We start from the raw sequence: 20,451 nt of genomic DNA on the forward strand, positions 1-20,451 counted from the left end.
CGACAAGTCATGCATCGACGAGTGCCCCGTCGACTGCATCTACGAGGGCGAGCGGATGCTCTACATCCACCCCGATGAGTGCGTCGACTGCGGAGCCTGCGAGCCGGTCTGTCCGGTGGAGGCCATCTACTACGAGGACGACGTGCCGGACGAGTGGGCCGCCTACACCAAGGCCAACGTCGACTTCTTCGACGAACTCGGTTCACCCGGCGGGGCGGCGAAGGTCGGCAAGGTCGCGCACGACCCGCAGTGGATCAAGGACCTGCCCCCGCAGGGCGAATGAGCGGGCCGAAGCTTCCCGACTTTCCCTGGGACTCACTGGCCGGCCACGCCGCCACTGCGCGAGCTCACGCCGACGGGATAGTCGACCTGTCGGTCGGCACGCCGGTGGACCCGGTACCGGACAGCATCAGGGCTGCTCTCGCTTCGGTATCGGACGTCCCGGGTTACCCGGCCACGCACGGCACGCCCGCCCTGCGTGAGGCGGCCGTCGAGGCGTTGCGGCGTCGCCACGGTGTCACCGGGGTGGAACCCGACGCCGTGCTGCCCACGATCGGGTCCAAGGAGCTGGTGGCGTGGCTGCCGACGCTGCTCGGTGTCGGCGTGGGGAAGACGGTCGTCATCCCCGAGCTGGCCTACCCGACGTACGAGGTGGGCGCGCTGTTGGCGGGTGCGTCCGTGGCGCGCGCCGACGGACTCACCGCGCTCGGTCCCGCCCGGCCCGCCTTGTTGTGGCTGAACTCGCCGTCCAACCCCACCGGGAAGGTGCTGGGTGTGGAACACCTGCGCAAAGTGGTGGAGTGGGCGCGCGAGCGCGGCACCGTGGTGGTGTCCGACGAGTGCTATCTGGCTCTGGGCTGGGACGCCGATCCGGTGTCGATCCTGCACCCCGACGTGCACGGCGGCAGTCTCGACGGCCTGTTGGCGGTGCATTCGCTGTCGAAGTCGGCCAACCTGGCCGGCTATCGCGCGGGGTTCGTCACGGGCGATCCCGCGCTGGTACGTGACCTGCTGGCGGTGCGTAAACACGCCGGGATGATCGTGCCGAGACCGGTGCAGGAGGCCATGCAGGTCGCGTTGGCCGACGACGAGGTATTGGCCGAACAGCGGCGACGTTACGCCGCTCGTCGCGCGGTGCTGCGCCCGGCACTGGAGAAGGCGGGCTTTCGCATCGACGACTCCGAGGCGGGCCTGTACCTGTGGGCGACGCGCGGCGAACCAGCGCAGGACACGTTGTCGTGGCTGGCGCAGCGAGGCATCCTCGCCGCTCCGGGCACCTTCTACGGGCCTCGCGGTCATTCCCATGTCCGCGTGGCTCTCACGGCCACCGACGAGCGAGTGAACGCCGCGGCGGAACGTCTGACGGAGTGACCGGCCCGGCGTGTTCCCACGCCGGGCCGGGACCGTTCTCGGGGACGAAACGGATTCCCTTCGAGTCGTCGAAGCCGTTTCGTCCGCCGGGTGACAGGTTTTCGCGGAGGGAAACCGTTTCAGTCGTTGGCGTGCAGGGCGGCGTTGAGTTCGACGCCCGCACCGGTGCGTTCGACGACCTCGACCTCGCCGGTCGTGGAGTTGCGGCGGAACAGGGCCCCGGAGATACCCGAGATGTCGCGGGCCCTGACGGTACGGCCCTCGAACTTCACCTTCGTGCCCGCGGTGACGTAGAGGCCGGCCTCCACCACCGTGTCGTCGCCGAGGGAGATTCCCACGCCGCCGTTGGCGCCGATGAGGCACCGCTCGCCCAGCGAGATGACCTCCTTACCGCCACCGGACAACGTGCCCATGATGGACGCGCCGCCGCCGACGTCGGTGCCGTCGCCGACCACGACACCCGCCGAGATCCGCCCCTCCACCATGGAGGCGCCGAGCGTGCCCGCGTTGAAGTTCACGAAGCCCTCGTGCATCACGGTGGTGCCGCTGGCGAGGTGCGCGCCGAGCCGCACGCGGTCGGGGTCGCCGATACGGACCCCGCTCGGGATCACGTAATCCACCATGCGGGGGAACTTGTCGATGCTGTAGACGGTCACCTGGCCGCGCGACCGCAGCCGCAGGCGCGTGACCTCGAAGCCCTCCACCGGGCACGGGCCGTGGTTGGTCCACACGACGTTGGACAACAGGCCGAACACCCCGTCGAGGTTCTGGCCGTGCGGCCGTACGAGCCGGTGGGAGAGCAGGTGCAGTCGCAGGTACACGTCGTACGCGTCGGCGGGGGCCTGCGACAACGCCGCGATGGACGTGCGTACCGCCACGACCTCGACTCCGCGCGCGTCGTCGGGGCCGAGCGCGGCCGTCGCCGCCTCACCGAGCGCTTCGACGGCCTGCTCCGCGGACAGCCTCTCGGTGCCGCTCTCACGCGACTCTGTGGTGACCAGCTTCGGCTGCGGGAACCACGTGTCGAGCACGGTGCCGTCGTTCGTGACGGTCGCCAGGCCGACACCGGTCGCACCGGTCGTTTCGGGATTCGGAATAGCTGCGCTCACGGCCGCTACGGTAACCCGCGCTCAGCCTGTCTGCGTCGCCACGTCCGGCAGCGCGGACAGCTCGGTGTGCAGGTTCGTCAACGCCGACGCCATGTCCGTCAGCGTCGCCGCGCACACGTCGGCGTCGCCGCCACCTGCGCATTCGTTGTTGCGATAGGACCGCACCGTGCTTTCAAGCGAGTCGATGGCCTCACCCAACCGAGGATGTCCGGCCGCGTACTTGCGCGCGTTGCCCGGGATGTTCTCCAGCTGGGTGACGTACTTCTCGCAGTCGGGCGAGCGCACCTCGGTGGGCGCGACGTGGCAGTCGTCGGCTCGCAGGATCTCTATCTTCCGGGCCAGGGCGCCGGGACCGGGATCCGGCGCTCCCTTCGGGGTCGGCCCCGCTTCTCCGGAGCACCCGGTCAGCACGAACAGCGCGGCGGCGAGAACGGCACAGGCTCGGGTACGCACGTGTCCACCGTACGCAGCGCGCGTTACGGTGCGAGCATGCCCTCGCTCGACCTGCGTTCCGATCCCGTCGATCTCACCGCCGCGCTCGTGGACATCGAAAGCGTGTCCGGCGCCGAGGCCACCATCGCCGACGCCGTGGAGGCCGCGCTGCGTACACAGGCCCCGCATCTGGAGGTGGTGCGTAACGGCGACGCCGTGTTGGCCAGGACCGACCTGGGCAGGCCGTCGCGGATCGTGTTCGCCGGGCACCTCGACACCGTGCCCGTCAACGACAACTTGCCCTCCAGGCGTACCGGTTCGGGGGACGACGAGGTTCTGCACGGCCTCGGCAGCGTCGACATGAAGGGTGGCGACGCCGTGTTCCTGCACCTCGCGGCGACGCTGCCGGAACCGCGGCACGACGTCACCTTCGTGTTCTACGACTGCGAGGAGGTCGAGGCCGCTCGCAACGGACTGGGCCGGATCGAACGCGAACTGCCCGAGTGGCTGCGCGGGGATCTCGCCGTCGTGGGCGAGCCGTCGAACGCGGTGATCGAGGCCGGCTGCCAGGGCACCATGCGGGTCGAGCTGCGCGTGGACGGTGTCCGCGCCCACACCGCTCGGGCGTGGATGGGTTCCAACGCCATCCACGCGTTGGGTGAACCGCTGCGCCGTCTCGCGGAGTACGAGGCCCGGGTCGTGGAGATCGACGGCCTCACCTACCGGGAAGGGCTGCAGGCGGTGCGGATCGAGGGCGGGGTGGCGGGCAACGTCGTGCCCGACTCCGCCGTGCTGGCCGTGAACCACCGTTTCGCGCCCGACGTCACCCCCGAGCGGGCCGAGGCGCACCTGCGGGAGGTTTTCGACGGCTACGAACTCACCGTCGTCGACTGTTCACCGGGCGCGCTGCCGGGCCTGTCGGAACCGGCGGCGGCGGAACTCGTCGACGCCGCGGGTGGGCGGGTGGCCGCCAAACTCGGGTGGACCGATGTGGCCCGTTTCGCCGCGCTTGGCATGCCCGCCGTCAACTTCGGGCCCGGCGATCCGACCCTGGCCCACACCCAGCAGGAGCACGTTCCGGTCGCGGATATTCGCCGTGTCGCCGAGGTGCTCCACTCATTGTTGAGCGGATGAATCTACGCTGGCCGTTGTGACCGAGGTGACGCGCAACATCAACAACGGCGATGACAGCCCGCCTGAACGGCGTCGTGGTCCCGTCGTCCTGCGCCGGAGTAGTCAGGCGGAGAACACCACCACGGACCAGCGGCTGCTCGACTCCCGCGGACCGTCCGACTGGGTGCACACCGACCCGTGGCGGGTGCTGCGTATCCAAGCCGAGTTCGTCGAGGGATTCGGCGCGCTGGCTGAGATACCGCGCGCGGTGACCGTGTTCGGGTCGGCCCGCACGCCTCGCGACCATCCCGAGTACCAGCTCGGTCGCGAGATCGGCGCGGCGTTGGCCGAAGTCGGGTTCGCCGTGATCACCGGCGGTGGTCCCGGTGTGATGGAGGCCGCGAACAGAGGCGCGTCCGAGGCCGGTGGCCTGTCCGTCGGCCTCGGCATCGAGCTGCCGTTCGAGCAGGGCCTGAACTCGTGGGTGGATCTCGGGGTGAACTTCCGCTACTTCTTCACGCGGAAGACGATGTTCATCAAGTACTCGCAGGCGTTCATCTGTCTCCCCGGCGGGTTCGGCACGCTCGACGAGCTGTTCGAGGCGTTGACGTTGGTGCAGACCAAGAAGGTCACCAAGTTCCCGGTGGTGCTGTTCGGCTCCAAGTACTGGGGTGGGCTGTACGAATGGGTGCGGGACACCGTGCTCGGGGAAGGCAAGATCAGCGAACGGGACCTTCAGCTGCTGCATGTCACCGACGACATCGACGACGCGGTGAACGTGGTGAAGAAGGCCTACAAGGCTTGGGAGGAAACCCACTGAAATGGAGCGGATCTGCGTCTTCTGCGGCTCGTCGTCGGGTAAGGACCCCGGTTACGCCGACGCGGCCACCGCCGTGGGCAGGTTGTTGGCCGAACGCGGAATCGGCGTCGTCTACGGCGGCGGGCAGGTCGGCCTCATGGGTGTCGTGGCCGACGCGACACTGGAGGCGGGCGGCGAGGTCATCGGAGTGATCCCGAAACACCTGATGCGTGCCGAGATCGCGCACCACGGCCTCACCGAGCTCCACGTGGTGGAGGACATGCACGAACGCAAGGCCACGATGGCCCGGCTGTCCGACGCCTTTCTCGCGCTGCCCGGTGGGGCGGGCACGTTGGAGGAGCTGTTCGAGGTGTGGACCTGGGCGCAGCTCGGCCTGCACGCCAAACCGGTGGGCCTGCTCGACGTGGGCGGCTACTACACCAAGATGGTCGAGTTCCTCGATCACATGGTGACCGAAGGGTTCTTGGGCGAGGCCAGCCGCGACCTCGTCACGGTCGACGCGGACCCGCACGCCGTTCTCGGCGTCTTCTCCCGGCACACCTACACGCCGGTCGACAAGTGGGCGGGTTGACGCCGCCCGGCGGTCAGGCGGCGTCGGCCTGCGGCCGCTTGTGGTAGCTGTCCACGTACTCCTGACCGGACAGCTCCATGATCGCGTACATGATCTCGTCGGTCACCGCGCGCCGGATCGCCGGTGAGGAGCCGAGGCCGTCGTAGCGGGAGAAGTCGAGCGGCTCTCCGAACCGCACGCTCACCTTCGCCGGCCGGGGGATCTTCTTGCCCACCGGCAGCAGTTTCTCGGTGCCGTGCAGCGCCACGGGAACCACGGTCGCCCGGGTCTCCAGCGCGAGCGTGCCGACACCGGTGTGCCCGCGGTACAGACGACCGTCGAGTGAACGCGTGCCCTCCGGGTAGATCGCGAACGTCTCACCGGCCTCCAGCACCTCGCGCGCTGCTTTCAGCGCGGCGAGACCGGCCATGGCGTTGCCACGTTCGACGGGAAGGTATCCGAGCGCGGACAGGAACGAGGCCACGAACCGGCCCTTCAATCCCGTGCCCGTGAAGTACTCGGCCTTGCCGAGGAACCGGACCGGCCGGGGCGCCACGAGCGCGATGACCGCGGTGTCGATAGCCGATCGATGGTTGGGAGCCAGGATCACCGGGCCGTCGAGCGGCACGTTCTCCAGCCCCTGCACGTCGGGCCGATAGACCAGCTTGGCCGTCGGCGCGAGTACACCTCGGATCAGCGGTTGCAACACGTTCCCTCCCGGTGACTGTCCTTTCCAGGATGGCACGATCGCTATTCATGGATGAGCGCTGGTTCCGTCGCCGCACCTGGCAATCTCCGCAGTGGAGTGTGCCGGAACTGGTGGCGGCCAAGCGGGGGCGGACGGTGTCGGTGGTGCTGCCCGCGCTGAACGAGGAGGCCACGGTGGGAGCCGTGGTGGCCTCTGTGCGTCCTTTGGTGGGCACCCTGGTGGACGAGCTCGTGGTGTTGGACTCCGGGTCGAGTGACGACACGGTGGCCACCGCGACGCGAGCGGGCGCGACCGCCGTCCGCCGCGAGGAGGTGCTCACCGACTTCCCGCCGTTGCCGGGCAAGGGCGAGGCGCTGTGGCGGTCGTTGGCGGCCACGACGGGTGATCTGGTCGTGTTCCTCGACTCCGACTTGGTCGATCCCGACCCGGGTTTCGTGCCCGCGCTGCTCGGCCCGTTGTTGTGCGAGCCCGGCGTCGAGCTGGTGAAGGGTTTCTACCGCAGGCCGCTGCGGTTGGAGGACGACGAACTCACCACCGGAGGCGGACGGGTCACCGAGTTGCTGGCCCGGCCGTTGTTGGCCGCGCTGCGGCCATCGTTGTCCGGGCTGGTGCAGCCGTTGGGAGGGGAGTACGCGGCCACCCGGCGGCTGTTGGAGGCGCTGCCGTTTTCCTGTGGCTACGGAGTGGAGATAGGCCTGCTGCTCGACGCCGAAGCCACCTGCGGGCTCGACGCGCTGGCACAGGTGAATCTTGGGGTGCGCAAGCACCGCAATCGTTCGTTGGCGCAGCTCGGTGTCATGGCCCGCGAGATTCTCGGCACCGCCTTGGCACGTTGCGGAGTGGAGGCGCCCGGAGCGCCGGAGCTCACCCAGTTCGTGCAGGTCGCGGGTGAGTGGATCCCGGATGTCAGTCCGGTTCCGCTCACCGATCGTCCGCCGCTGCGACAGGTGCTGGCGAAGCACACGTGAGTTCGGCGGGTATGTCACGATCGTGGAGTGACCACCGCCCTGATCTACCTTCTCGTGATGCTGCTGGTAGCGGCCGTGGTGTTCCTGCTGGCGTCGCTGGTCTTCGGCAGAGGGGAGGAGCTCGCCCCGCTCGCACCCGGTAGTTCGCCCACCCGCCTGCCCGCCGAGGACATCACGGGCAAGGATGTGGAAGGCGTCAAGTACCAGGTCGTCCTCCGTGGCTACAAGATGTCGGAGGTCGACTGGGTGATGTCCCGGCTCGGCGCGGAGATCGACCTGTTGCGCGCCCGGGTGGCGGAGTTGGAGGCCGAACGCGGGAGTTGTGGGGTGAGCCGTGAGTGATCTCACGGCGTCGGTGGAGATCGCCGCGCCCGCGGGTACGACGTGGTTGGCGCTGACCGACTGGGAACGGCAGCGTGAGTGGATCCCCGCCACCACGGTGCGGGTGATCTCGGGCAACGGGCGCAGTGTCGGGTCGCGGCTGGAGGCGTTCACCGGTGCCTTCGGGGTGGGCGTCACCGACACCATGGAGATCACGAACTGGGAGCCGCCGGTGCGGTGCACGGTGCGGCACCTGGGGCTGATCGTCCGGGGAACGGGCACCTTCCACGTCCAGGCGAAAGGGCCGCAGCGCAGCGTGTTCGTGTGGTCGGAGGACTTCACCCCTCCGTTCGGCCCGGTGGGCAGGTTGGGTTGGGGGCTGGTGCGTCCGGCGTTCGCGCTGGCTCTGCGCCGCTCGTTGCGGACGTTCGCGCGGTTCGCCGAGAACTACACGGTGGGCCAGTGAACCCGGAACTTCTCGGTCCCGACGGCGTTTTTCGGTGCGCCTGGGGCAACACCGCGCCCGACTACGTGGCCTACCACGACGAGGAGTGGGGTGTGCCGCTGCGGGGTGAGGCCGCGCTGTTCGAACGGTTGTCGTTGGAGGTGTTCCAGTCCGGCCTGTCGTGGCTGACCATCCTGCGCAAACGCGACGACTTCCGGCGCGCCTTCGCCGGGTTCGACCCCGAAAGGGTCGCCGCCTTCGATACCAACGACGTCGCTCTACTGCTGGCCGATGCGTCCATCGTGCGGAATCGGGCGAAGATCCTCGCCACGATCACCAACGCCAGGGCCGTCGCGGAGTTGGACGTGCCGTTGGACGACCTGCTGTGGTCGTTCGCCCCCGAACCGGGCGTGCGGCGGAGGCCCCGCACGATGGCCGATGTGCCCGCCACGACACCGGAGTCGAAGGCGCTGGCCACGGCTTTGAAGAAGCGTGGTTTCGTCTTCGTCGGTCCGACGACCTGCTACGCGATGATGCAGGCCACGGGCATGGTGGACGACCACGTGCAGGGCTGTTTCCGCGCGGGCGACCGAGTCGGGTGACCTACTTTCCGGTGAAATTCGGTCGGCGCTTCTCCACGAACGCCTCGACGGCCTCGCTGTGATCGGTGGTGCCGCCGAGTTCCGTCTGAGCCGCGTCCTCGGCGGCCAACGCCTCGGCCAGCGAGCACTCGGCAGCCCGCGCCACCGTGCTCTTGATCTTCGCGTATGCCCTGGTGGGGCCCGCGGCGAGTGTGGCGGCGACGGTACGCACCCGGTCGGCGAACTCGTCGTCGGGAACCACCTCGCCCACCAATCCGAGACGTAGCGCTTCCGTGCTGTCCACCTTGTGGCCCAGCATCATCAACTCCACGGCCTTGCCGTATCCGACGAGCCGTTGCAGTGTCCACGACGCGCCCGAATCCGGGCCCAGCCCCACCCCGGCGAAAGCCATGTTGAAACTGGCCGAAGCCGCCGCGATGCGCAGGTCGCAGGCGTAGGCGAAGGCGGCTCCGGCCCCGGCGGCCGAGCCGTTCACCGCCGCGATCACCGGTTTCGGCATGTCCACGATCGCGGTCACGATCGGGTTGTAGTGCTGCGACACCGTGTTCAACGGGGCCGGATCGCCGGAGCGCAGCATCCCGATGTGCTCCTTGAGGTCCTGGCCCGCGCAGAACGCCTTGCCCGCACCGGTGAGTACGACAGCCCTGACCGTGTCGTCCTCCGCCGCCTCCTTCAGGGCCGTGAGCAGCCGTTCCTTCAGCTCCACCGTCAGTGAGTTGTACGCGCGGGGCCGATTGAGTGTGAGGGTGCGTACGCCGTCGGCGTCGCTTGTCAACAGCACCTCGCCGGTGGAGTCCGGGTTGCCGTTCTTTTTCGCCTCTGTGCTCTCGTGTGCGGTCACCGAATCCTCCGTTGTTGTCCTCGATCGGCGAGTCTGACAGGCCTGCGGCGCGCATACCAGCAACGATCCGTCGCCGCTAAGATCGGTCCACGTTCGCGGCCGACTCCTCATGGGGGACAATGGTCACGACGCGGTTGCTTTGGCGAGCCCGAACCGGGCGCGCTGATTCAGACGGAGGGAGCACGCTATGGCGGCCATGAAGCCCCGAACCGGAGATGGGCCCCTTGAAGTGACCAAGGAGGGGCGGGGCCTCGTGATGCGCGTACCGCTCGAGGGCGGCGGGCGACTCGTCGTCGAACTGACGATGGAGGAGGCCAAGGACCTCGGTGCGGCCCTTCAGCAGGCCACCAGCTGAAAACTGATCCATTCCTCGTGCCGGTGCCGACACAGGTTCGGCCTGGCCTGACCTGTTGTGCCTGGAGATCGTATGGCGCGCTCGCCGGTCCCGTCCGTCCCCACGAGGCTGATCGACGTGGAGGTGGCCGACCGTGCCCGACGGGGCGCGCCGGTCGCGGTGCTCGTCACGGAGGGGGACGACACACCACACGTCGAGGTGCCTGCCGACTTGGGGTTCAACGGCAAGGCCGGTGAGGTCCGGGTCCTGCCGGGTGAGGACGGCCCGAAGTGGCTCGTCGGTATCGGCTCGGGCGATCGACGGCATTACCGCGAGGCCGGTGCGGCATTCGTCCGAGCCGCGCACGCCTATGCCGACGCCGAAGCCGATTCGGGTGGTCGTCCGCCGGTGCTGGTGCAGGTGCGCCCCGCGGAGCAGACGGGTGCCGGCGAGTACGCCGCGTTCACGACGGGCGCGATGCTCGGTGGCTACCGCTACCGAGTGACCGGCTCGGACGGGCCTGTGCGGGTGCGCAGGGTGCGGCTGGTGGTGTCGGAGGGCTCCGTCGACGAGTGCGCTGCGATGGTAGCCCGAGCCGGCGAGTTGGCCCGGGCCACGGCATTGGCGCGTGACCTGGCCAACACGCCGTCGAACGTGAAGAACCCGGCGTGGCTGGCGAACACGGCCCAGCGGGTCGCCGACGTGCCAGGCCTGTCGGTGACCGTGCGCGACGACGAGTGGCTGGCCGAACGGCGGTTCGGCGGCATACTCGCCGTCGGCGGTGGTTCGGCCCACCCGCCGCGGCTGATCGAGTTGTCGTACCGGCCGCGAGGCGCCGCTGCGCATCTGCTGCTCGTGGGTAAGGGCATCACGTTCGACACGGGCGGCATCTCGGTGAAGCCCGCTGCGGGCATGCACCTCATGCGCACCGACATGTCCGGTGGCGGTGCTGTCGTCGCGGCGATGCGAGCGATCGCCGCGCTGAAACCGAACGTGCGGGTCACCGGCCTGGTGCCCGCGGCCGAGAACGCGATCTCCGGCTCGGCGTATCGGCCCGGTGACGTGGTGCGGCACTATGGCGGGCGCACCACGAAGATCGACAACACCGACGCCGAGGGCAGGATGGCGCTCGCCGACGCCCTCGCCTACGGAGTCGAGACCTTCCGCCCCGACGTGGTGGTCGACGTGGCCACGCTCACGGGTGCGATGAAGGTGGCGCTGGGAGTGCGTACGGGCGGCTTGTTCGCCACCGACGACGAGCTCGCCGAGCGTCTTTTAGAAGCCGGCGCCGAGGTGGGCGAGCAGTGGTGGCGGATGCCGCTGTCGGACGAGTACGTCGACGCCGTTCGCGACGGCATCGCCGACATCCGTCAGGGACCGCCCGGCCCGGGCGGTATCACGGCCGCGCTGTTCCTGCGTGAGTTCACGGACGGCCTGCCGTGGGCGCACCTGGACATCGCGGGACCGGCCAGGGCCGAGAGCACCTACGCCGAGGTCGTGCCCGGCGGCACGGGCTTCGCCGCACGCACTCTCGTGCGGTTCGTCGAGTCCTACGCCTGATCCCGCGAGTGGTCGCGAATGAACTTGCGGAACGTCGCGGCGGCGGGGGACAGCGGCCGATCGGTGGACCAGGCCAGACCGATCTTCCGGGTCACGGGCGGGTCGAGCCTGATTTCGGCGACCCCCGGCGGCGGGTGGGGTTCGAACGCGGGTAGGAGCGCCACACCGAGTCCTGCCGCGACCAGCCCGCGTACCGTGTCGGATTCCTGGCCTTCGAACGCCACGGTCGGTGTGAAGCCGGCTTTCGCGCAGAGAGCGTCGGTGATCTGCCGCAGCCCGTAACCGTGTTCGAGCAGCACGAACACTTCGTCGGCCAGTTCGGTCAGGCGCACGCTGGGGCGACCGGCAAGACGGTGGTCCGTGGGCACGGCCACGAACAGTTCCTGCTCGGTGAGCACCACGGATTCCAGGCCCTCTGCGCGGGGCGGTGGTGCGACCAGTGCCAGGTCGAGCTCCCCGGAGACGAGGCCGTCCACGATGTTCCGCCAGGACCCTTGGGCGAGGCCGAACCGGGTTCGGGGATGCTCGATGCGGAAGTCGCGGAGCAGGCCGGGCACCAGGGATCGGCCGAGTAGGTGCAAAAAGCCCAGCACCACGTGACCGGCTTCGGGATCGATTTCCTCGCGGACCTGACGGACGCCGTGCTCCAGGATGTCGACAGCCCGTTCGGCGGCGTCGGCGAGTAGCCGACCTACCCGGGTGAGGCGGATACCGCGTCCCTGGGGAACGGTGAGCGGTACTCCCACGCGTTCGCTGAGCGCGGCGAGACGGCGACTCGCGGTCGGCTGAGGGATGCCGAGTTCGGCCGCCGCTCGGGTGAGGTTGGAAGTGTTCTTCAGCACGCTCAGCAACGCGGCGGCGGGTGCGAGATCCATCGTGAGTCGGACATCGTCGAATTCATTCGTCACGGTATCGATTGTGCTTGCGCGCAGTATTGGAAGTATTGATTAGCGGCGCTTACCGTCGGAGAACGTGGGTGTGGCTGCGCAGGATTCCGCGGGTCGGGCCGTGAGTGCCCGCCGGGTCACGGTGGCGGTGGCCGCCGCCGGCATCTGTTCGTTCTCGTTGCTGTATGCGCCGCAACCCCTGTTGCCGCAGCTCGCGGCCGAGTTCGGTCTCGATCCCGGTGCCGCTTCGTTGGCCGTGTCGATGGGTACGGGTGGCCTCGCCGCGGCGGTGGTGCCCATCGCCGCGCTGTCGGAGATCGTCGGCAAACGACCGGTCATCGTCGTGTCCGTCCTGGCCTCGGCCCTGCTGGGACTGCTGTTGCCGCTCGCTCCTTCGTACGAGGTGCTGCTCGTCCTGCGTGTGTTGCAGGGCGTCGCCATCGCCGGATTCCCGGGTGTGGCGGCCGCCTACCTCACCGAACTGCTGGGACGTGCGGGCGTGGCCGGCGCGGTCGGAGCCATGGTCGCCGGCAACACCGTGGGCGGCATGCTCGGCCGACTCGTCGCAGGGGGCGTGACCGAACCACTCGGCTGGCACGGCGCTCTCGCCGTGGTCGGCGGCATCGGACTGCTGTGCGCCCTGCTCACCGTGGCCGTTCTCCCACGGTCGCCGCGGCGGGACCGGGACAAGCGGTCGGAGCCGCTCGGGGCGCAGCTGCGCGCCGTGTTGTCCGGGTTCCGTATCGGCCTGCGCAGACCCGTGCTGTGGGCGCAGTACGGTGTGGCGCTGCTGGCGATGGGATCGTTCGTGGCGCTGTACAACGCGGCGGGTTTCCGGCTCACCGGAGAGCCGCTCAACCTCAGTCCCGCTGTCGCCTCGCTCGTGTTCCTCTGCTACGCGATGGGCTCGGTGTCGTCGGCCACGGCGGGCAGGTTGGTGGCGCGGTTCGGCAGGATGCGCTGCCTGCTCATGTCGCTCGCGCTGACCGCCGTGGGCGCGGCTGCCACGGTGGCGAGTTCGCTCGCCGTCGTCATCGTGGGCTTCGTGGTGTTCACCGGTGGCTTCTTCGCGGCGCATGCCGTCGCCAACGGGTGGGCCGCGGCCGAGGCGCCGACGAGCGCCCGCGCGTCGGCGTCCGGTCTGTACACGTTGGCGTACTACCTGGGCAGCAGTGTCGGTGGCACGGTGGGCAGCGTCGTCTACGGGCACGCGGGTTGGGCGTGGCTCGTCGGCACCGTCGCGGTGTGGCTCGGCTGCGCGGCTGCGGGTGTGTCGCTGCTGGCGCGGCGGAGTGCGCCCGAGTCCGTCTGAGGTTCACCGGAACGTGTACGAACATATGTTCGAAAAGCGGGTTACGGTAGCGGCATGCCGATGCACACAGCGTTCTCCCTGCTCTCTCCGGCCTCTCCGGTCTCGCGGCTCTCCGCCGCTTCGAAGCCGTCTCCGCACCCGTCACACCAGGTCGGCGCGGCTGTTCCGGTTGTTTCAGCTCACCGTGTCACGTCAGTCCTCGGTGGTCGCGACCGCCGCGACCAGCAGGCCGTTGCCCATGGGCAACAGGGTGGGCACCAGGCGCTTGTCCTCCCGCACCGCTCGTGCCACGTCTCGCAGCGCGAGCAGCTCCGGCTCCCGCCGCGTCGGGTCGGCGATCTGGCCCGCGGCCAGCACGTTGTGGAACGCGATCACACCACCGGGACGGAGCAGCTGCACCCCGAGTTCGAAGTAACCGGGGTACTCCACGCGCGAGGCGTCGGCGAACACCATGTCGTATCCACCGGTGGTGAGCCGCGACAACACGTCCATCGCCCTACCCATGATCAGGCGCGTGCGCCCTGTCGGGTATCCGGCGGCGAGGAACGACTGGCGCGCGCTGCGGTGGAATTCCGGCTCGATGTCGATCGAGGTCAGCACGCCGTCACCGGCCATCCCCCGGAGTAGGTACAGGCCGCTGACACCCGCGCCGGTTCCGATCTCGACGACTGCCCGGGCTTGTAACGACGCTGCCAGGAAGCTGAGCAGCGAACCCGTGGCACACGACACCGGTGGGCAGCCGAGCTGTTCCGCGCGAAGACGTGCCGAGGCCAGGACATCGTCCTCGGGAAGGTACGCCTCGATGAATTCGCCGAGATCGACCCAACCGGTGATGTGCGTCTCGGAGTTCACGCGCCAGAGATTAGCGCGGCACGGTCGGTGAACTCGGCCAGTACGTCCTCACGGGGTGCTTTTCGTCTCGCTTCCACCGGAGACGCCTCGCGGTCGTCGTGGCCGAATCCACTCTCCGCGTGGCGGTGGGATCGATGTGGGGAAAACGCGTTTACGCTGGTCGGAGCGGGTCTTGATGGGGCGGCGGGTAGGGCGTCGCGTTTCTCAGGCTGCTCTCAGACGGACTTCACTACAACCACAGGAAGCCGGGTAACACTGAGATATCGAGAGGACGGGAACTCCCGTCGCATCCGCCACGTTGGTGGATTAGTGAAGGGGACGGACCGATGGAGGTGCCTCAGCTGCCACACGACAGCATGCAGACCGCTCCGGTGTTGGTCGACGACGATGCCACGTGGACGCCGCCGACTTGGGACGAGGTCGTGCGGCAACACGCCGATCGCGTGTACCGGCTCGCTTACCGCTTGACCGGTAACGCCCACGACGCCGAAGACCTCACCCAGGAAACGTTCATCCGGGTGTTCCGTTCGCTTGCGTCCTACAAACCAGGAACGTTCGAGGGCTGGCTACACCGCATCACGACGAACCTGTTCCTCGACATGGCGAGGCGTCGTTCCCGGGTTCGGATGGAGGGTCTTCCCGAGGACACCGACCGCATCGTCGGTGACGGTCCGAGTCCCGAGCAGGTGTACTCAGACACACATCTGGACCCCGATCTGCAGGCCGCTCTCGACGAGCTGCCTCCCGAGTTCAAGGCGGCTGTGGTGCTGTGTGACGTGGAAGGTCTGTCCTACGAGGAGATCGGTGCGACGCTCGGCGTTAAGCTCGGCACTGTTCGCAGCCGGATCCACCGTGGTCGACAGGCGTTGAAGTCTTCTCTCGAGCGCCGTCGTGCGCTCAAACAGGAGGCACAGGTATGACGGTTGGCAAGGGACGGGGGTTGCCCGAATCGCATCTTCTTCCCGATGCCGTGGTGGCTTTCGTGGACCAGGAGTTGTCGCTGGGCGCTCAGGAGCGCGCAGCGGCCCACCTTGCCCACTGCCCCCGTTGTTCCGCCGAGGTCGCCGCCCAGCGCGCGGCCAGCACCGCCGTGCGGCAGGCGCAGACACCATCGATCTCGGCGGGCTTCCTGGCGAGCCTTCAGCGAATACCTCAGACCGCTGATCTGCCGCCCGGTCCCGACAACCTCGCCATCGGTCCGGACGGGCAGATCGTGGCCGTGCAGCGGCCCGACCAGGTCGCGGGACTGCGCGACAGCCTTCCCTCAGGTGCGCTCGGCACGTCGGCGCCTCTTGGCACGTCTCCCACCGTCCTCGGTAACGGTCCGCGTCTGGGCGGGGTGAGGAAGAGGGCGACGCAGGGAGCCGGTGTCGTCGTCTCCGGCCTGGTGCTCAGCGCGCTCGCGCTGGTCGTCACCACGAACGTGACCGAAGACGGCACGAGGGACACCGACGTCGACTCCAGTGCTACGCCTCGTACCGACGTGCTGCCGGCGAAGTTCGGCGGCCACGGCGGCCACGACACCGCGCAGGCCAACGGAGCCGGAACGGAAACACCCGGGCCGTCCGGTTCTTCCCAGCCTTCCGTGTCTTCCTCGTCGTCTATGTCTTCCTCGTCCTCTGTGTCTTCTACGTCTTCTTCCCCGTCTCGGACCTCCGAACCCACGGATCCGTCCGAGCGCTTCGGCGTAGCGGGAACGAAGGTCACTTCCACTGAACCCAGCATCAGTGTGACCGTGTCGGCGTCCCCGGAGTCTTCCTCGGCCGATGTCGCCGCGCCGGCCACCGCGGGCGCTGTGACAGGCGCTGTGACAACGCCTGTGGGTGCCCCACGCTGACTTCACCGAACTGCGGGCAACATGTCTGTGGGAAGCTTGGCGTAGGGTCACACGCCGAGCGATCTCAGTGATCACCGCAGTCCAACCGGGGAAGAATGAACGAACCAGCCACGCCGAACCAGGAGGAGCCCGGGCAACAGGAGCACCGGCTTCGGCCACGCCCGGTCACACGTCCGCCGGTGGATCCCGAATCGGCGGCTGTGTTCGGCAGGCCCCAAGGCGTGGAGGGGTCGTTCGACCTGCTTCACCGGCCGGACACCAGCGCGCGTCCGGTGTCGTCCCAGCCCGGTCCGCCTCCGCCTGCCCTTGCGGAGGCCTTCGGACGGCAGCCGGGTGAGGAGAACGTGGTGCTGCAGCGCCCGGCCGGTGACGTGCGCTCCGATGACTCCGCTGCTTCCGACAACGGTGACGGCTCCGGTGGAGGCGACGAGAAGCCGCTGTGGACGTCGGAATCGGACCCGTGGCGCGACCCGAATTCCCCTGCCGTGTTGGGCACGCCCGCCCTGCGGGGCCAAGAACGCGCCGCCGACGACATCGAACGCCCCACCGGCCCGCTGCTGAGCCTGCCCGAATTGCTGTTCGGCCGCCGTGTCAAACCGACCGCGCTGGCGTTGCTCGGGGCCATAGCGCTGCTGATCGGGACCGGGGGCGGTGTGGTCGGATGGGCGATCTCCTCAGCGGGCAACTCGCTCACCGGGGAGTTGAACTTCGCGGAAGCCGAAGCCGCCAAAGAACGGCCGGCGGGCTCGGTCGCGGCGATCGCGCAGAAGGTGGCGCCCGCCGTGGTGTCCATCGAGGTCGAGGCAGGCCAATCCGGCGGTGTCGGCTCCGGTGTGGTCATCGATCCCGAGGGATACATCCTCACGAACCACCACGTGGTGTCCCACGCGATGCGGGACGGCAACGCCAAGGTCACCGTGGTGTTCATCGACGGTACCCGTACGAGCGGCCAGGTCGTCGGTAGCGACCCGAAGACCGATCTCGCCGTACTCAAGGTCAGTGTGGAAGACCCCGTCGTCATCGAGATCGGTGACTCCGATTCGCTCGCACCCGGCGACCAGGTCATGGCCATCGGTTCTCCCTTCGGTTTGGAGAACACGGTCACCGAGGGCATCGTCAGTGCTCTCAACCGTCCGGTGACCGCTCCGGGGGAGAACGGGGACCCCCCGGTGACCTACGACGCCATCCAGACCGACGCGGCCATCAACCCGGGTAACTCCGGTGGGGCGCTCGTCGACGCCACGGGCGCTCTCGTGGGGATCAACTCCATGATCCGCACCGTGGGCAGTTCGGGGGAGGGCGGCAGCATCGGGCTCGGGTTCGCGATCCCGGCCAACCAGGCGATCAAGATCAGCGAGTCGCTCGTGCGTGACGGTTCCGTCAAGCACGCCTCCCTCGGGGTGAACGCCGCTTCCGTGGCGGCCAACACGTCGCGGGGCGCTCAGGTGCAGAACGTCGTCTCGGGCGGTCCTGCGGCGCAGGCGGGCATCAAGGAAGGCGACGTGATCGTTCAGGTGGGCGAGCGGCGGGTGCGGAACGCCGCCGAGCTCACCGTGGCCGTGCGGGAGCACGACATCGGCCAATCCGTGCCCGTGCGCGTGGTGCGGGACGGGCGTCAGCTGACTGTTGAGGTGACCCTAGGCTCGGATTGACGGGTACGCTTTCACCGCATCGTGTTCCGAGGCGGAGGTTGGGCGCGTGTTCGACAATATCGGCTGGAGTGAGATCCTGATCCTGATCGTCGCCGGCCTGTTCATCCTCGGGCCGGAACGGCTACCCGAGGCCGCCGCCTGGCTCGGAAGGACCGTGCGCAAGGTCAGGGACTTCGCGACGGGAGCTCGGCAGCAGCTGCGTGAAGAAGTGGGCACGGATTTCGAGGAGTTCCGCAAGCCCGTCGAGGAGCTGCGGAATCTTCGCAACCTCGACCCGAAACAGGCCGTGACGAAGCACCTGTTCGACGGTGATCCGGATCCCCTGGGGCTGGACAACATCAACGGCACCGGCAGCGCCACGAACGGCGCTTCACGAAACGGTGGTCATTCGCCCGTGTCCCCGCAGACGGAACCGCTGAAGCCGGGCGAGAAGCCGCCGGTGGATCCGGACGCCACCTAAACGGCTTCCCGCCGGTGACGTCAGCGTCCCGCCGGAGTGACGTTGAGCATCATGCCCGCCAGGCCCCTGGCGCGGACGGACAGCTTTTCAGCGGCGCTGGTGAGTACCTGGCTCGCCTGGGAGTCGGGATCGGCGAGAACGATCGGCGTGCCCGCATCACCTTGTTCCCGCAGCTTCGGATCGAGTGGTACCTGCCCCAGCAGAGGCACTTCGGCGCCCACGGACTTGGACAGCGACTCGGCGACGGCCTGACCTCCGCCGGAACCGAAGATGTCCATGCGCGAGCCGTCGGGCGTCTCGAACCAGGACATGTTCTCGATGACGCCGGCGACGCGCTGCCGTGTCTGCAGGGCGATGGCACCCGCGCGTTCGGCGACTTCCGCCGCGGCCTGTTGCGGCGTCGTCACCACGAGGATCTCGGCGTTGGGGATCAGCTGGGCCACCGAGATGGCGATGTCACCGGTGCCGGGTGGCAGGTCGAGCAGCAGGATGTCGAGGTCGCCCCAGAAGACGTCGGCGAGGAACTGTTGCAGGGCGCGGTGCAGCATCGGCCCACGCCACACCACGGGCGTGTTGCCGGGGGTGAACATGCCGATGGAGATGACCTTCACGCCGTGCGCCTGGGGCGGCATGATCATCTTTTCGACCTTGGTGGGCTTGCCGCTGGCCCCGAGCATGCGGGGGATGGAGTGGCCGTAGATGTCGGCGTCCACGACACCCACCGACAGACCCTTACGTGCCATGGCGGCGGCGAGGTTAACGGTGACGCTGGACTTGCCGACGCCGCCCTTGCCGGACGCCACGCAGTACACCCGGGTGAGCGAGCCGGGCTGTGCGAACGGGATCACTGGCTCCTCGACGTCGCCACGCAGTTTCTTGCGCAGCTCGGTGCGTTGTTCGTCGCTCATCACGTCGAGCTCGACACGCACGTCGCGCACGCCGGGCAGTTTCGAAACGGCGGCCGTGGTGTCGCGCGTGATGGTGTCCTTGAGGGGACAGCCGGCCACGGTGAGGTAGATGGCGACGGTGACGATTCCGTCGTCGCCGACGGAGATGTCCTTCACCATGCCCAGTTCGGTGATCGGCTTGTGGATCTCCGGGTCGTGGACGGAGTTCAGCGCGGTGCGCACGTCCTCGACGCTGGGAGTCTCTTGAGTGGTGGTCACTGCTGCGGCACCGACCTTCTCGTCGCTGATGAGTTGCGTTGCGCTCCTCATGCTACGTGCTGGTAGCGCTTCGCCTGCCCTGCCGTCCGCGTCGTGGCGGCCGGTGCAAGCATTTGTGACCGGCGACATACTCGAATGCCGGCCTCGGCGGTATCCGTGTCCTCCGTGTCTTCCATGTCCTCTGCGTCCTCCGTGGCCCCTGTGCCTTCTTTGGGGCCTCTACGCGCTGCCCGGCCTCTGGTTCGGGTGGGAATCGAGAAATGGCGGGCGGTTTCGGTCGCGCCGGGGGCGGGCACGGTGTGGGGAGGTCACAAGCCGGATCCGGCGTGTCCCGTTCACCCGGTTTCCGCCGTGTGCGAAGCGTGAGATCATGGGTACACACGCCGGTGGAGGCCGGTGAGCGCAACCAGAGCAGAACATGGGTGATGATCGTGACCGGTCCATTCTCGTCGGGTCGACAGGCGCCGGGGCTGCCGCGTCTTCCCACGCCGCCGTCCGGTTGGCCGATCGGGTCCTACGCCACCTACGAGGAGGCCCAGCGCGCCGTCGACTACCTCGCTGACAATGAGTTCCAGGTCCAGGACGTGACCATCGTGGGCGTGGACCTGATGTTGGTGGAGCGGGTCATCGGCAAGTTGTCGTGGGGCCGAGTTTTGGGCACCGGCGCGTTATCGGGTGCCTGGTTCGGTCTCTTCGTCGGTCTGCTTCTGGGGATGTTCAGCAGTGCACAGGGCATGTCGTACGCGCCTGTGTTGGTGGGTCTGGTCGCCGGTGTCGTGTTCGGCGCGGCGTTCGCCGCGATGAGCTATGCCTCCACGCGCGGGCGGCGCGATTTCTCGTCGGCGAGTCAGTTGGTCGCGGGTCGTTACGACGTGCTCTGCCAGCCGCGAAACGCGGAGCAGGGACGCAATCTGTTGGCCCGGCTGGCCATGGGGTCACACAATTGACCGAACTTTAGTCGGTCCTTGTCTCTTGATAGTTACCGTGAGTACTTGCGCCGGGTGATCGGTAGCCCTAGGTTTATGGCACCGGTCACAGGTGTACTGCCTGCCCTGTGACAGCAACGTCCATGCGTAACGGGGTGGGTGGACTCACCCACCCGGGTGCGGT

The 20,451-nt window shown here is 68.4% G+C and carries 24 protein-coding genes; 17 read left to right on the forward strand and 7 right to left on the reverse strand.

The window, feature by feature from the left end:
- Together fdxA and dapC are read left to right on the forward strand one after the other, a co-directional pair.
- On the forward strand, positions 1-283 hold a 283-nt coding region (gene fdxA / locus M7H19_RS01640), incomplete at its 5' end, for a ferredoxin (RefSeq protein WP_298176150.1).
- Positions 280-1,371: a succinyldiaminopimelate transaminase gene (dapC, locus tag M7H19_RS01645; RefSeq protein ID WP_298176152.1), complete on the forward strand. Its 1,092-nt coding sequence runs from the start codon at positions 280-282 to the stop codon at positions 1,369-1,371. The genes fdxA and dapC, both read left to right, overlap by 4 nt.
- 119 nt (positions 1,372-1,490) lie before the next feature.
- On the opposite strand, the gene dapD is transcribed toward dapC, so the two are convergent.
- On the reverse strand, positions 1,491-2,480 hold the full coding sequence (gene dapD / locus M7H19_RS01650) for a 2,3,4,5-tetrahydropyridine-2,6-dicarboxylate N-succinyltransferase (RefSeq protein WP_298176155.1): 990 nt from the start codon (positions 2,478-2,480) through the stop codon (positions 1,491-1,493).
- A 21-nt stretch (positions 2,481-2,501) separates the two neighbouring features.
- Positions 2,502-2,933, reverse strand: coding sequence for a hypothetical protein (locus M7H19_RS01655; RefSeq protein WP_298176158.1), 432 nt, complete (start codon positions 2,931-2,933; stop codon positions 2,502-2,504).
- 36 nt (positions 2,934-2,969) lie between these two features.
- Here M7H19_RS01655 and dapE point away from each other — a divergent pair, with 36 nt between their 5' ends.
- From dapE to M7H19_RS01670, 3 genes are read left to right on the forward strand one after another with little or no spacing between them, the layout of a single operon-like run.
- Positions 2,970-4,046 (forward strand): succinyl-diaminopimelate desuccinylase, encoded by a 1,077-nt coding sequence (gene dapE, locus M7H19_RS01660; protein ID WP_298176161.1) that lies wholly within the window; start codon positions 2,970-2,972, stop codon positions 4,044-4,046.
- A gap of 16 nt (positions 4,047-4,062) precedes the next feature.
- Positions 4,063-4,845, forward strand: a complete 783-nt coding sequence (locus tag M7H19_RS01665) for a TIGR00730 family Rossman fold protein (protein ID WP_298176163.1) — start codon at positions 4,063-4,065, stop codon at positions 4,843-4,845.
- A gap of 1 nt (position 4,846) precedes the next feature.
- The gene (locus tag M7H19_RS01670; protein ID WP_298176165.1) at positions 4,847-5,416 is read left to right on the forward strand and encodes a TIGR00730 family Rossman fold protein; all 570 of its coding nucleotides are present in this window, start codon (positions 4,847-4,849) and stop codon (positions 5,414-5,416) included.
- Positions 5,417-5,429: 13 nt separating this feature from the next.
- Here M7H19_RS01670 and M7H19_RS01675 read toward each other — a convergent pair whose 3' ends face one another.
- Positions 5,430-6,104, reverse strand: coding sequence for a lysophospholipid acyltransferase family protein (locus tag M7H19_RS01675; RefSeq protein WP_298176168.1), 675 nt, complete (start codon positions 6,102-6,104; stop codon positions 5,430-5,432).
- 47 nt (positions 6,105-6,151) lie between these two features.
- Between M7H19_RS01675 and M7H19_RS01680 the strand changes: the two genes are divergently transcribed.
- The 4 genes from M7H19_RS01680 to M7H19_RS01695 are packed head-to-tail and all read left to right on the forward strand — an operon-like array spanning position 6,152 to position 8,440.
- The gene (locus M7H19_RS01680) at positions 6,152-7,072 is read left to right on the forward strand and encodes a glucosyl-3-phosphoglycerate synthase (RefSeq protein WP_298176170.1); all 921 of its coding nucleotides are present in this window, start codon (positions 6,152-6,154) and stop codon (positions 7,070-7,072) included.
- A 27-nt stretch (positions 7,073-7,099) separates the two neighbouring features.
- A complete protein-coding gene (locus M7H19_RS01685) occupies positions 7,100-7,414 on the forward strand; it encodes a DivIVA domain-containing protein (protein ID WP_298176173.1) in 315 nt (104 codons plus the stop codon).
- A complete protein-coding gene (locus M7H19_RS01690) occupies positions 7,407-7,859 on the forward strand; it encodes an SRPBCC family protein (RefSeq protein WP_298176176.1) in 453 nt (150 codons plus the stop codon). Before M7H19_RS01685 ends, M7H19_RS01690 begins: the two co-directional genes overlap by 8 nt.
- Positions 7,856-8,440, forward strand: a complete 585-nt coding sequence (locus tag M7H19_RS01695; RefSeq protein WP_298176179.1) for a DNA-3-methyladenine glycosylase I — start codon at positions 7,856-7,858, stop codon at positions 8,438-8,440. The genes M7H19_RS01690 and M7H19_RS01695 overlap by 4 nt, the downstream gene beginning before the upstream one ends.
- 1 nt (position 8,441) lies before the next feature.
- On the opposite strand, the gene M7H19_RS01700 is transcribed toward M7H19_RS01695, so the two are convergent.
- Entirely contained in the window at positions 8,442-9,281 is an 840-nt protein-coding gene (locus tag M7H19_RS01700; protein WP_298176181.1) for an enoyl-CoA hydratase-related protein, read from the reverse strand.
- A gap of 187 nt (positions 9,282-9,468) precedes the next feature.
- On the opposite strand from M7H19_RS01700, the gene M7H19_RS01705 reads away from it, so the two are divergent.
- Positions 9,469-9,636 carry a DUF3117 domain-containing protein gene (locus M7H19_RS01705; RefSeq protein WP_012796138.1) on the forward strand — a complete coding sequence of 56 codons (168 nt, stop codon included), beginning with the start codon at positions 9,469-9,471 and terminating at the stop codon, positions 9,634-9,636.
- 72 nt (positions 9,637-9,708) lie between these two features.
- Positions 9,709-11,175: a leucyl aminopeptidase family protein gene (locus tag M7H19_RS01710; RefSeq protein WP_298176193.1), complete on the forward strand. Its 1,467-nt coding sequence runs from the start codon at positions 9,709-9,711 to the stop codon at positions 11,173-11,175.
- Here the strand turns inward: M7H19_RS01710 and M7H19_RS01715 are convergent.
- The gene (locus tag M7H19_RS01715) at positions 11,166-12,083 is read right to left on the reverse strand and encodes a LysR family transcriptional regulator (protein ID WP_298176195.1); all 918 of its coding nucleotides are present in this window, start codon (positions 12,081-12,083) and stop codon (positions 11,166-11,168) included. The genes M7H19_RS01710 and M7H19_RS01715 overlap by 10 nt on opposite strands.
- Before the next feature lie 64 nt (positions 12,084-12,147).
- On the opposite strand from M7H19_RS01715, the gene M7H19_RS01720 reads away from it, so the two are divergent.
- Entirely contained in the window at positions 12,148-13,374 is a 1,227-nt protein-coding gene (locus M7H19_RS01720) for an MFS transporter (RefSeq protein WP_298176197.1), read from the forward strand.
- Between the two features lie 192 nt (positions 13,375-13,566).
- Here M7H19_RS01720 and M7H19_RS01725 read toward each other — a convergent pair whose 3' ends face one another.
- On the reverse strand, positions 13,567-14,226 hold the full coding sequence (locus M7H19_RS01725; RefSeq protein ID WP_298176199.1) for an O-methyltransferase: 660 nt from the start codon (positions 14,224-14,226) through the stop codon (positions 13,567-13,569).
- A 326-nt stretch (positions 14,227-14,552) separates the two neighbouring features.
- Here M7H19_RS01725 and sigE point away from each other — a divergent pair, with 326 nt between their 5' ends.
- From sigE to tatB, 4 genes are all read left to right on the forward strand, one after another.
- A complete protein-coding gene (gene sigE / locus M7H19_RS01730) occupies positions 14,553-15,146 on the forward strand; it encodes an RNA polymerase sigma factor SigE (RefSeq protein ID WP_298176202.1) in 594 nt (197 codons plus the stop codon).
- Positions 15,143-16,063, forward strand: coding sequence for a zf-HC2 domain-containing protein (locus M7H19_RS01735; RefSeq protein ID WP_298176204.1), 921 nt, complete (start codon positions 15,143-15,145; stop codon positions 16,061-16,063). Before sigE ends, M7H19_RS01735 begins: the two co-directional genes overlap by 4 nt.
- Positions 16,064-16,158: 95 nt before the next feature.
- Complete coding sequence (locus M7H19_RS01740; protein WP_298176206.1) at positions 16,159-17,715, forward strand: trypsin-like peptidase domain-containing protein; 1,557 nt, start codon at positions 16,159-16,161, stop codon at positions 17,713-17,715.
- Positions 17,716-17,761: 46 nt separating this feature from the next.
- Positions 17,762-18,175, forward strand: coding sequence for a Sec-independent protein translocase protein TatB (tatB, locus tag M7H19_RS01745; protein ID WP_298176208.1), 414 nt, complete (start codon positions 17,762-17,764; stop codon positions 18,173-18,175).
- A gap of 20 nt (positions 18,176-18,195) precedes the next feature.
- On the opposite strand, the gene M7H19_RS01750 is transcribed toward tatB, so the two are convergent.
- On the reverse strand, positions 18,196-19,341 hold the full coding sequence (locus tag M7H19_RS01750; RefSeq protein WP_298176403.1) for an Mrp/NBP35 family ATP-binding protein: 1,146 nt from the start codon (positions 19,339-19,341) through the stop codon (positions 18,196-18,198).
- A gap of 425 nt (positions 19,342-19,766) precedes the next feature.
- On the opposite strand from M7H19_RS01750, the gene M7H19_RS01755 reads away from it, so the two are divergent.
- A complete protein-coding gene (locus tag M7H19_RS01755) occupies positions 19,767-20,288 on the forward strand; it encodes a general stress protein (RefSeq protein ID WP_298176406.1) in 522 nt (173 codons plus the stop codon).
- Positions 20,289-20,451: the final 163 nt, after the last annotated feature.

The organism is Saccharomonospora sp. (assembly GCF_027317685.1).
Lineage (GTDB): Bacteria > Actinomycetota > Actinomycetes > Mycobacteriales > Pseudonocardiaceae > Saccharomonospora.